At 65.0% G+C, this 10,142-nt stretch carries 10 protein-coding genes; 7 read left to right on the top strand and 3 right to left on the bottom strand.

Going from position 1 to position 10,142, the window contains the following annotated elements; all coding sequences use genetic code 11:
- Nucleotides 1-291: 291 nt before the first annotated feature.
- From ACFDR9_RS25355 to ACFDR9_RS25335, 5 genes are read left to right on the top strand one after another with little or no spacing between them, the layout of a single operon-like run.
- Nucleotides 292-1,344, top strand: coding sequence for a LacI family transcriptional regulator (locus ACFDR9_RS25355; protein ID WP_409032759.1), 1,053 nt, complete (start codon nt 292-294; stop codon nt 1,342-1,344).
- Nucleotides 1,345-1,367: 23 nt separating this feature from the next.
- The gene (locus tag ACFDR9_RS25350; RefSeq protein WP_409032758.1) at nt 1,368-2,252 is read left to right on the top strand and encodes a sugar kinase; all 885 of its coding nucleotides are present in this window, start codon (nt 1,368-1,370) and stop codon (nt 2,250-2,252) included.
- A 57-nt stretch (nt 2,253-2,309) separates the two neighbouring features.
- Nucleotides 2,310-2,480 carry a hypothetical protein gene (locus tag ACFDR9_RS25345; protein ID WP_409032757.1) on the top strand — a complete coding sequence of 57 codons (171 nt, stop codon included), beginning with the start codon at nt 2,310-2,312 and terminating at the stop codon, nt 2,478-2,480.
- A gap of 44 nt (nt 2,481-2,524) precedes the next feature.
- Nucleotides 2,525-2,683 (top strand): hypothetical protein, encoded by a 159-nt coding sequence (locus ACFDR9_RS25340; RefSeq protein WP_409032756.1) that lies wholly within the window; start codon nt 2,525-2,527, stop codon nt 2,681-2,683.
- Nucleotides 2,680-2,850: a hypothetical protein gene (locus ACFDR9_RS25335; RefSeq protein WP_409032755.1), complete on the top strand. Its 171-nt coding sequence runs from the start codon at nt 2,680-2,682 to the stop codon at nt 2,848-2,850. The genes ACFDR9_RS25340 and ACFDR9_RS25335 overlap by 4 nt, the downstream gene beginning before the upstream one ends.
- Nucleotides 2,851-2,860: 10 nt before the next feature.
- Here the strand turns inward: ACFDR9_RS25335 and ACFDR9_RS25330 are convergent, their stop codons facing one another.
- The gene (locus ACFDR9_RS25330; RefSeq protein ID WP_409032754.1) at nt 2,861-4,975 is read right to left on the bottom strand and encodes a TonB-dependent receptor family protein; all 2,115 of its coding nucleotides are present in this window, start codon (nt 4,973-4,975) and stop codon (nt 2,861-2,863) included.
- Between the two features lie 548 nt (nt 4,976-5,523).
- Here ACFDR9_RS25330 and adh point away from each other — a divergent pair.
- Both adh and ACFDR9_RS25320 read left to right on the top strand, forming a co-directional pair.
- Nucleotides 5,524-7,044: an aldehyde dehydrogenase gene (gene adh, locus ACFDR9_RS25325; RefSeq protein WP_017878477.1), complete on the top strand. Its 1,521-nt coding sequence runs from the start codon at nt 5,524-5,526 to the stop codon at nt 7,042-7,044.
- A 51-nt stretch (nt 7,045-7,095) separates the two neighbouring features.
- A complete protein-coding gene (locus ACFDR9_RS25320) occupies nt 7,096-7,485 on the top strand; it encodes a DUF779 domain-containing protein (RefSeq protein ID WP_017878478.1) in 390 nt (129 codons plus the stop codon).
- 262 nt (nt 7,486-7,747) lie between these two features.
- Here ACFDR9_RS25320 and ACFDR9_RS25315 read toward each other — a convergent pair whose 3' ends face one another.
- Both ACFDR9_RS25315 and ACFDR9_RS25310 read right to left on the bottom strand, forming a co-directional pair.
- Nucleotides 7,748-9,652 (bottom strand): sigma-54-dependent Fis family transcriptional regulator, encoded by a 1,905-nt coding sequence (locus ACFDR9_RS25315; RefSeq protein ID WP_157406795.1) that lies wholly within the window; start codon nt 9,650-9,652, stop codon nt 7,748-7,750.
- Between the two features lie 310 nt (nt 9,653-9,962).
- Nucleotides 9,963-10,142 (bottom strand): hypothetical protein (locus ACFDR9_RS25310; RefSeq protein WP_409032753.1); only part of this gene is annotated, 180 nt, incomplete at its 5' end.

Raw genomic sequence — 10,142 nt, 5'->3', positions numbered from 1 at the left:
CCCGAACAGGACCGTGAAACAATTTTGCGCCGATGATAGTGCTGCAACCAGTGTGAAAGTAGGTTATCGTCAGGCTTGTTATATTAAAAAAGCCCCGCAGAGATGTGGGGCTTTTTTCGTCCGCGTTTTTGTGGGCTTGTCAACCCAGGACAATCCCTCGGGCCTGACCCTAGCCCCTGCCTTTAGTTTGCCTTTGCCCACGTTTTCGTGTTCTCAGCGCTACAATCTATCAAATCGCTTGCGCCGGTCTCATTTGGATGCTTTTTTTGGTACCGGCTCCAAAAATCTAGCTTGGGCCAAGACAAAGCTGCGAGGGGCGATTTTGAATCAAGCAAACGGCAGCAAAAACATCGTCTGGCGAACACGGACGTCCCGCTACCATCGCCCAGGTTGCGCGCGAGGCAGGCGTGTCGAAGACCAGGTGGCGAACTCGACGCGCTGTCCGACAATATCCGCGAGCGTATCGAAAGCACTATCGCCCGTCTGGGATATCAGCCGAACCAGATGGCCCGCGGTCTCAAGCGCGGCCGTACTCGCCTGATCGGCATGGTCGTCGTGGACATTCTGAATCCCTATTCCGTCGCGGTGCTGCGCGGCGTCGAGGCGGCATGCCAGCAGCATGGTTACACCTTGATTTTGTGTAACACGGGAAACGACGAACAGCGCGAGAAACAGTCGCTGGCCGCGCTGCGCTCGTATAGCATCGAAGGTCTGATCGTGAATACCCAGGGACGCAATATCAAGTCCCTTGAATTGCAGCACGCCGTCATACCGATCGTGCTGATCGACCGCCGCATTGAAGGTTTGGATTTCGACCTGGTCGGGCTGGATAATGTCCAGGCGGGCAGGCTGGCCACCGCGCATTTGATCGCGCAGGGTTACGATGCCGTCGCGTTTGTCGCGCCGCCTTTGGCCGGCGTCAGTTCGCGCGCGATGCGCGCCGAGGGTTTCCTCGCTGCGATAGCGGAACACGATGCCTGCCACGGCGAAGTGCTGGAAGTGGATCTGGACGAGCAGTCCGCCGTCGATGCCAGGGTGCGCCAGTTTATTATGCAATGGCCGGGGCGCCGGGTGGCATTGCTGGCGTCGAACGGCATGGTGACCCTGGAACTCGCGCTAATGTTGCAACGCCTCGATTTGGTGCCGCTGACCGCGCCGGCCCGCGTGCCGTCGCTGGAATCGGGCAAGGTCGACTTCCGGGCGGCAACGCGGGTGCCGGCGTCGGAACGGGCCGTGTTCGCCCACTTCCCGCCGGGCGTGCAGTGCGCCATTGAATTCCCGCTGTCGGGCGCCGCGCTGGTGGCCGAGACGGGCCGCTATATCCAGATGCTGGCGGCGGCATGACAATCATCAAGGAAATTTTACAGATGCACGCACTTGACGTTGTAACGTATGGGGAGGCAATGGCGATGTTCGTTGCCGACGAGACCGGCGACCTGGCGACGGTGTCGCATTTCACGCGCCGCTTGGCCGGCGCCGAAACCAATGTCGCCATCGGCCTGGCGCGGCTGGGCCTGCGCGTCGGTTGGCTCAGCCGGGTTGGCGCCGACTCCTTCGGCCGCTTCATCCGCGCCCGGGTGGAAGCGGAGGGCATCGATTGCAGCCGCGTCGCCATCGTTGCCGGCCAGGCCAGCGGCTTCCTGCTCAAGTCCAAGGCCGAGAACGGCGCCGATCCGCTGGTCGAGTATTTTCGCAAGGGTTCCGCCGCCAGCAGGCTGGCCCCGGCCGATTTCGATCCCGAGTATTTCCTGGCGGCGCGCCACCTGCACGCCAGCGGCGTCGCCGCCGCGCTGTCCGAAAGCAGCCTAGCCTTCGCCGGCCTCGCCATGGACTTCATGCGCGCCAACGACAGGAGCGTGTCCTTCGATCCGAACCTGCGGCCGACGCTGTGGCCGTCCCAGGCCGTCATGGTCGAACAGTTGAACTGGCTCGCCTTCAAGGCCAGCTGGGTGCTGCCCGGCTTGGGCGAGGGCAAGATCCTGACCGGCCACGAGCGGCCGCACGACATCGCCGGTTTCTACCTTGAGCGAGGTGTGCAGCTCGTTGTCGTCAAGCTGGGTCCCGACGGCGCCTATTTCCGCGACGCCGACGACGGCTTCGCCGCCGGCCTGGTCAGCGCCCTGTTGGAGGGGCTGCCGCTGGAGCGGGCGGTCGAGCGCGGCAACCGCATCGGCGCGCTGGCGGCCCAGGTGGCCGGCGACATGGAAGGCTTGCCGACGCGCGCCCAGCTCGCCGCCGCCGGCCAATCTTGAACAGGCGGGGGAAGCCGTGAAAAATCCATCGTTGTATATAAGAAGCTGCCCGAGTTCTTGCTGGCGCGCCTGCGCGGCGAGTTCGAGGTCAGCTATTTCGAAGGCATCGAGGCCGCCAAGCGCGACGCCTTCGTCGCCGCCATCCGCGGCGCCCACGGCCTACTGGGCGCCAGCGTACGGCTGAGCGCCGATATGCTGGAGATCGCTATCGGCTGCGTTTCCTGCTGAACGCGGAGCCGCGCCACGGCAGCGCCTGCGCCACCAGCGGCGGCATGACCGTCGACGGGGTGGAGGAAGGGCTGATGGCGGTCGTCGAGTTCGACAACGGCACGCTGGGCCAGGTACACGACATCTACAACGCGCCGCATTCGCTGTCTGGCATTGAAATCATCGGCAGCAAGGGCAGCATATCTTCGCCAGCGGCGTGTTGATCCAGCGCGCAGTCGGCAGCGTGCGCCTGAACAACAACAACGACGGCGGCGTCGACATCGCCGTCGAGCACGAAAATCTGTACCTGCGCTCGGTGCCGGCGTCCCAGCGCGCCATGCGCGGCGAGGGGCGGCCTGCCCCAGCGGCGAGGACGGTTTGCGCGCGCTAACTTCATAGCCTCAGAAGGCGTATTGCGCGCTGGCGCCCAGCAGCCAGTTGCGTCCAGGCGCCGCCTCGTAGTAGCGCTTGTTGCTGTCGCCGACGATGAGCGAGCCGACATATTTGCGGTCCGCCAGGTTGTTCACGCGGACAAACTCCTTGAAGCTCCAGTTGTCCCAGCTTTGCCTGGCGTTCAGACGCAGGTTCAGCAAGGCATATCCGGGCGCGGCCTTTTCGACGTTGCTGTCCTCGGCGTAGACCTTGCCGTTGGCGAGCGTTTCCAGCGCTGCGCCGTAGCGCCCCCCCGCCGCGGTCCACGCCAGTTCGCCGTACAGGTTGGCGTTCGGCATGCCGGGCAGGCGGCTGCCGGCCGCCACATTGGCGAAGGCCTGGTCGTAGACCGCGCGCAGGCCGGTCAGCGCCAGGCGTGTGCCCAGGCCGTGGCCCCAGGCCGAGTCGAGCGACACTTCCACCCCCTGGCGCAGGGTCTCGCCAGCGTTGCGGTAGCTGGTGCGGCCGCCGGCGGCGGCGTCGACCACCAGCTCGTCGCTGGTGCGCACCTCGAACACCGCGGCGTTGACGCGGGTGTGGCCGCCCAGCAACGCCTTGGCGCCCACTTCCAGGTGCTTGCCGGTGGCCGCCTGCAAATGGAAGTTGAAGCCGCCGCCGGCGCCGGAGTAGAACAGTTCGTTCAGCGTCGGCGTTTCAAAGCCGCGCGCGGCGCTGGCGTACAGGTTCAGCGCCGGCGTCACCTTGTACAGCACGCCCAGCACCGGCGTCGTGTGGCTGAAGCTGAGCGATCCGCTGTCGTTGCCATTGCCCAGGAAGCGGTCTTGCACGTCGACGTCGGTCTTGCTGTGGCGCAGGCCGGCGCTGAGCAGCCAGGCGCCCGCCTGCCACTCGGTTTGCACATAGGGATCGACGTTGCTGACGGTGTCGCGCTCGTCGCGGCGCAGTTTGCCCTTGACGCCGAACCGGCTGCCGATGAAGTTCTCGAAGCCCTGGCGGTCGTCGCCGGAGCGGCCGTATTCCAGCCCGACGGTGGTACTGAGCTCGCCTCCGGCCAGTGGCCGCACGCTCTGCCATTGCAGATCGGCGCCGTAAAAGTCGCGCTTGAAATCGACCACGCCGCCGGAATGGCTGGCCGGCGCCTGGAAAGCTTTCGAGAACGCCTGGTATTGCGTGACGCGGCGGTTGCCGCCGTACACCGACAGGCGCAGGCGTTCGTCGCCGAAGCGCCGCTCGTAGCTGGCGCCCAGTTGCTGGTGCTCGATGTTCTTGCGGGTGTCGTAGCGTTCGGCGAAGCTGCGCTTGGGTGTTTGCGGATCGTTGGGATCGATTTCGCCGGCGCGCGGGTCGCGCTGCAGCATGCTCCACAGCACGCCCAGCGGATCTTGCGTGTCGTCCTGGCGCAGGCCGCTGGCGACGACGCTCAGCCTGCTGTCGGCGCCGGGCGCCAGCGTCAGCTTGGCGAAGCGTTGGTCGCGCGTGGCGGCGCTGTGCTTGCGGTAGCCGTCGGTGCGGAACTGCGAGCCGTCGAGCACGTAGCCGACCGCGCCGGCCTGGCCCTGCGCGTTCAGATCGGTCTTGCGGGCGCCGTCGCTGCCGCCGACCACGCCCAGTTCCAGCGTCGGCGCGCCCTGGCCGTCCTTGGTGAACATCTGTATCACGCCGCCGGAGTGGTTGCCGTACAGCGCGGAGAAGGGGCCGCGCAGCACTTCGATGCGCTCGGCCATGTCGAGGTTGAAGGTGGCGGCCTGGCCCTGGCCGTCCGGCATCGAGGCGGGGATGCCGTCGCTGATCAGGCGCACGCCGCGCACGCCGAAGGCCGAGCGGGCGCCGAAGCCGCGCGAGGAAATCTGCAAGTCCTGCGCGTAGTTCTGGCGGTTCTGCGCCACCAGCCCGGGCACGGCGGCCAGCGCCTCGGAGGCGTTGACGCGGATCTGGCCGTCGTGGATGCGGGCGCCGTCGAGTACGTCGACCGAAGCCGGCAGCTCGAAGGCGCTGTGTTCGACGCGGCTGCCGCTGACGACGACGACGTCGAGCGGCGTCGCAGTATCGGCTGCGGCCGCGGCGGCCGGCGCCAAGGTGGCGAACAGGCTGGCAATGGCGTTCAAGCGAAATCGGTGCTGCATGGCGTGGTCTCCTGATGGGGGGTTAGTTTGCTTGCCGCAAGTCTCACCTGCTTCTGCGCAATATGCCTGCCAGTGGTCGAAGGAGCCATCTTACGGCAGGCGTGATCGACACCGCCACCGATAAGGTGGTGCGGCAGATCGCCGCCGGCCCGCGCCCGCGCGGCACCGGCGTCGCCCCCGACGGCAGCCGCGCCTACGTCGCCTGCGAGCCGGTCAACACGGGCTACGTGATCGACATGGCCAGCCGCGCGCAAGGTGGCCCACGTCAAGGTCGGCGAATTACCGTGGCGAGTGGTGGCTCCCTGAAACACTGCGCCGCGCCGCCTGTTCACATTTGGAACAGGTGTGCCAGCGTAGAGCGCCCCGGCCGATGCCGGCGGCGGCCCCCGCCAGACCACCCTTGCGCCGTTACGCCCGTGGAAACGGCGCAATCGGCGCTGCGCTTGAGGCGCGATAACAAGCTGGCACGGTGCTTGCGAAATGATGGGTGGGCAACACACAAACCGTTCCCCGGAACGACACCACAACCAGACCAGATAGAGGACGACATGAATCTCGCGGACATCAGCAAACTCGGCGTTGCCAATCCCTTCAAAGCGCGCTACGACAACTTTATCGGCGGCAAGTTCGTTCCACCGGTTAACGGCGCCTACTTCGGCAACGTCACGCCGATCACCGGCCAGGTGTTTTGCGAAATCGCCCGCTCCAGCGCCGAGGACGTCGAGCTGGCGCTGGACGCCGCCCACGCCGCCAAGGACGCTTGGGGCAAGACCTCGCCGGCCGAGCGCGCCAACATCCTCAACAAGATCGCCGACCGCATCGAGCAAAACCTGGCGCTGATCGCCACCGCCGAAACTATCGACAACGGCAAGCCGATCCGCGAGACGATGAACGCCGACATCCCGCTGGCGATCGACCACTTCCGCTATTTCGCCGGTTGCATCCGCGCCCAGGAAGGCTCGGTCGCGCAAATCGATTCGGAAACCTACGCCTACCACTTCCACGAGCCGCTGGGCGTGGTCGGCCAGATCATCCCGTGGAACTTCCCGATCCTGATGGCGGTGTGGAAGCTGGCGCCGGCCCTGGCCGCCGGCAACTGCGTGGTGCTGAAACCGGCCGAGCAGACCCCGGCATCGATCATGGTCTTGATCGAACTGATCGGCGACCTGCTGCCGCCGGGCGTGCTCAACATCGTCAACGGCTTCGGCCTGGAGGCGGGCAAGCCGCTCGCGTCGAGCAAGCGCATCGCCAAGATCGCCTTCACCGGCGAAACCGGCACCGGCCGCCTGATCATGCAATACGCCGCGCAAAACCTGATTCCGGTGACGCTGGAACTGGGCGGCAAGTCGCCCAACATTTTCTTCGCCGACGTGATGGACGCCGACGACGACTTCTTCGACAAGTGCCTGGAAGGCTTCGCCATGTTCGCGCTGAACCAGGGCGAGGTGTGCACCTGCCCGTCGCGCGTGCTGATCCAGGAATCGATCTACGAGGCCTTCATCGAGCGCGCGCTGCAACGCGTCGCCGCGATCAAGCAGGGCAACCCGCTCGACTCGGCGACGATGATCGGAGCCCAGGCATCACAGGAGCAATTGGAAAAAATCTTGTCGTACATGGACATCGGCAAACAGGAGGGCGCCACGCTGTTGGCGGGCGGCGCCCGCAACGCGCTGGCCGGCGACCTTGAGGGCGGCTACTACGTCAGCCCGACCGTGTTCAAGGGCAACAACAAGATGCGCATCTTCCAGGAGGAGATCTTCGGGCCGGTGGTGTCGGTGACCACCTTCAAGGACGAGGCCGAGGCGCTGGAAATCGCCAACGACACCTTGTACGGCCTCGGCGCCGGCCTGTGGACGCGCGACGGCTCGCGCGCCTTCCGCGTCGGCCGCGGCATCCAGGCCGGCCGCGTCTGGACCAATTGCTACCACCTGTACCCGGCCCACGCCGCGTTCGGCGGCTACAAGCAGTCCGGCATCGGCCGCGAAAACCACAAGATGATGCTGGACCACTACCAGCAGACCAAAAACCTGCTGGTCAGCTACAGCCCGAAAGCGCTCGGCTTCTTTTAAGGTGCATGCCCGCGGCGGCGGCGCCGCCGCGGGCTTTTCGAGAGGTGTCCCATGAAGCACACAATTTCCCGCGTCGTCGCGACCGAGGCGGCGCTGGCGATGCTCGACCAACTGCGCCAGCGCCACGGCGCGCTGATGTTCTTCCAGTCCGGCGGTTGCTGCGACGGCAGTTCGCCGATGTGTTATCCCGCCGGCGAGTTCAACGTCAGCGACACCGACGTCTATCTGGGCAGTCTGGACGGGACGCCGTTTTACATGGGCGTGGAGCAATACGCATACTGGGAGCATACCCAGTTGATCATCGATGTGGTGGACGGAAACGGCGGCATGTTCTCGCTCGACAACGGAACCGGGAAGCGCTTTCTAACCCGTTCGCGTCTGTTCAGCGACGACGAGTGCCGCTTGCTGCAGTCCGAGCCGCCGCCACACGGCGAAAAATAACCCAACAATCCACGGGATAGAGTGGACAAGAAAATGATCGTATCGCTGCTGGCCATGGCGGCGCTGCGCGCCGCCGACGGCAACGTTAGCAACGCCGTGCCAATGACGACCTGGGCAGCCTGCGCCTGCTGGGCGGTGTCGGCGAGCCGATCAATACGGAAGCCTGGATGTGCTACTACCACAACATCGTCCGCGAGAAATGCGCCTTGCCGCTCGCCGGGTTTTCCGGCAGCGGCGTGAGGGGGAAATCGCGTGGCATCGACTACTTCACATGCGGCACCTTCCGATAAATCGTATTGCGCGACACCCCCAGCGCCCGCGCCGTCGCCGACACATTGCCGCCATTCGCCGCCAGCGACTTCAAAATCACCGATTGCTCCATCGCCTCCAGGTTGGCGCCCGAGGCCACCAGTTGGTCGGTGCTGACGCCGGCACCCGCCACCTGCGTCTGCTCGATATCGTCGAGGAAATCATCGGGCATGTGGCGCAGGCAAATCTCTTGCTCGTCGCCGGCCATGACGATGGCCGTGCGCAGCAGATTGGTCAGCTGACGGAAGTTGCCGGGCCATTTGTGCTGGTGGAACAACTGCAAAATCTCGGGGGACAGCGCGTAGTGCGCGTCGGGCGCTTCGATCGCCAGGATCTTCTTGACGACGGTGTCCAGATCGCTGCGGTCGCGCAGCGGCGGCAGCTTCACCACCAGGCCGTTGAGGCGGTAGTACAAATCTTCGCGAAACAGGCCCTTGGCCATGCGCTCGCGCAAATTGTGATTGGTGGCGCAAATGAGTTCGACGTTGACGGTGATCGACTTGGCGCTGCCCAGCGGCGTGACCATGCGCTCCTGCAACACGCGCAGCAGGCGCGCCTGCAGGCCGAAGGGCATGTCGCCGATCTCGTCGAGGAACAGCGTGCCGCCGTTGGCCTGCAAGATCTTGCCGAGCGCGCCCTTCTTGCGCGCGCCGGTAAAGGCGCCGTCCTCGTAGCCGAACAGCTCCGACTCGATTAGCGTCTCCGGGATCGACGCGCAGTTGACCGCGATGAACGGTCCGGCCGTGCGCGGCGAGTCGTTGTGGATGGCCTGGGCCAGCAGCTCCTTGCCGGTGCCGGTCTCGCCCATGATCAGGATGGGGATGTCGCGGCCCAGCACCTTGGTGACCTTGTCGATCACCAGTTCCAGTTGCGGGTCGCCGGTGCGCAGGTAGCGCAGGCCGGACAGGCGCCGCGCGGCGCTGGCGGCGTGGCTGGACGGCGCCGCCGCATGCGCGGTGGCGGGCGCGGCCGGGCTGACCTCGGGCTTGCTGGAAAACGCATGCTGGAAGGCGCTGTTGCCCAGGCGCAGAGTGGCCTTGCCGTAGACGCGCACGCCGCTGTGCATGCACAGGTTCAGCAGGCCGGGCGCGGCGGTGCGGTAGTGGTCGTACAGCGCCGAGACCGGCAGGCCGACCAGCGAGCTGAAGGTGTGCGATTGCAGCGCGGCGAACGACAGGCCGAGCTGGAACAGGCCGGTCTTGTTGGCCGACAGGAAGCGCCCGCCGGGGCTGAAGGCGGCAATGCCTTCCATCAGCGTGCCGATGAATTCGGGGCGGGCGTGGAAGTGCAGCGTGATCGCGTCCTCGAAGTTGGCGGCGAATAACTGGTTTTCAATCATCAGCGCCGACATGCGCACCAGTGCCATCGTGTGCTTGTGGAAACTGCGCTGGTCGCCGGAAACGTCGAGCACGCCGATAACGTTGCCGCGGTGGTCGGTAATTGGCGCCGCCGAGCAGGTCAGAAAATGGTTGGCCGCGAGATAGTGCTGATCCGCATGCACCAGCGTCGGCGCCTTTTCGGCGATGGCGGTGCCGATCGCGTTGGTGCCCTTGCTTTCCTCCGACCACGCCACGCCCGGCTGCAGCGCGACCCGGTTGGCCTTTTCGAGGAAATCGTCGTCGCCTAGCGAATGCACGATGACGCCGTTGGCATCGGTCAGGATCACCATATTGTGGGTGTTGACGATTTGCTGGTACAGCGTCTCCATGGCCGGCACCGCGTGGGTGTGCAGCATGCGGTTTTGCTCGATTAGCAGCGACAATTCGGACTTGGCGACCGGGCCGAAGTCGGGCGCGGCGGTGGCGCGCAGACCGTAGGCAATGGAACGCTGATGCGAGGTCTCTATGATAACGGGCATATTATCTTCCCATTCCGACGTCGTTGAGCGCGCCTGCGGCGTGGCGGCGCCAAACTCCATCGCGCCGACGGAAGAGGGCGCCGAAGCTGTTGATTGATACATGTTCTCGGTTCCTCCGTTGGGGCCTGGATCGCGGCGCTCTGATCGTTGCGAGAGTGTTCCATAATGTAGCACCTGTACCGTATATGAGCAAAAGAATACGCCCTGAAGTGTGCCCATGCGCTGCGGGAATCGACGTTCTGCATGGGTTCTTCATCTGTGCTGCCGAACATGTCGAATTGGACCGTCGGGCGGCGGGCCTGACATACCATTAGTAAGAAAACATGGTGCCAACGATTACTTCCGAAAAATCCTTGCAGGGATGTTGCGCCTTTGCTATAGTTCGCCTCCCCGCCGAAACAGTAGCGAAATCAAGTAGTTGCAGCGCAACGGGGAGCGCCGGAAACGGCGTTGCAGGAAAATCAGGGGGTTGACGAAACAAGCGAAACGC

The sequence above is a fragment of the Janthinobacterium sp. CG_23.3 genome (assembly GCF_046115965.1).
Classification (GTDB): Bacteria; Pseudomonadota; Gammaproteobacteria; order Burkholderiales; family Burkholderiaceae_D; genus Janthinobacterium.
This window is presented reverse-complemented; position numbering and strand designations above follow the sequence as displayed.

Coding starts and splice junctions, on each gene's coding strand:
- ACFDR9_RS25350 (WP_409032758.1), top strand. CDS start 1,368: ATGCACGCACTTGACGTTGTAACGTATGGGGAGGCAATGGCGATGTTC.
- ACFDR9_RS25340 (WP_409032756.1), top strand. CDS start 2,525: ATGACCGTCGACGGGGTGGAGGAAGGGCTGATGGCGGTCGTCGAGTTC.
- ACFDR9_RS25330 (WP_409032754.1), bottom strand. CDS start 4,975: ATGCAGCACCGATTTCGCTTGAACGCCATTGCCAGCCTGTTCGCCACC.
- adh (WP_017878477.1), top strand. CDS start 5,524: ATGAATCTCGCGGACATCAGCAAACTCGGCGTTGCCAATCCCTTCAAA.
- ACFDR9_RS25320 (WP_017878478.1), top strand. CDS start 7,096: ATGAAGCACACAATTTCCCGCGTCGTCGCGACCGAGGCGGCGCTGGCG.
- ACFDR9_RS25315 (WP_157406795.1), bottom strand. CDS start 9,652: ATGCCCGTTATCATAGAGACCTCGCATCAGCGTTCCATTGCCTACGGT.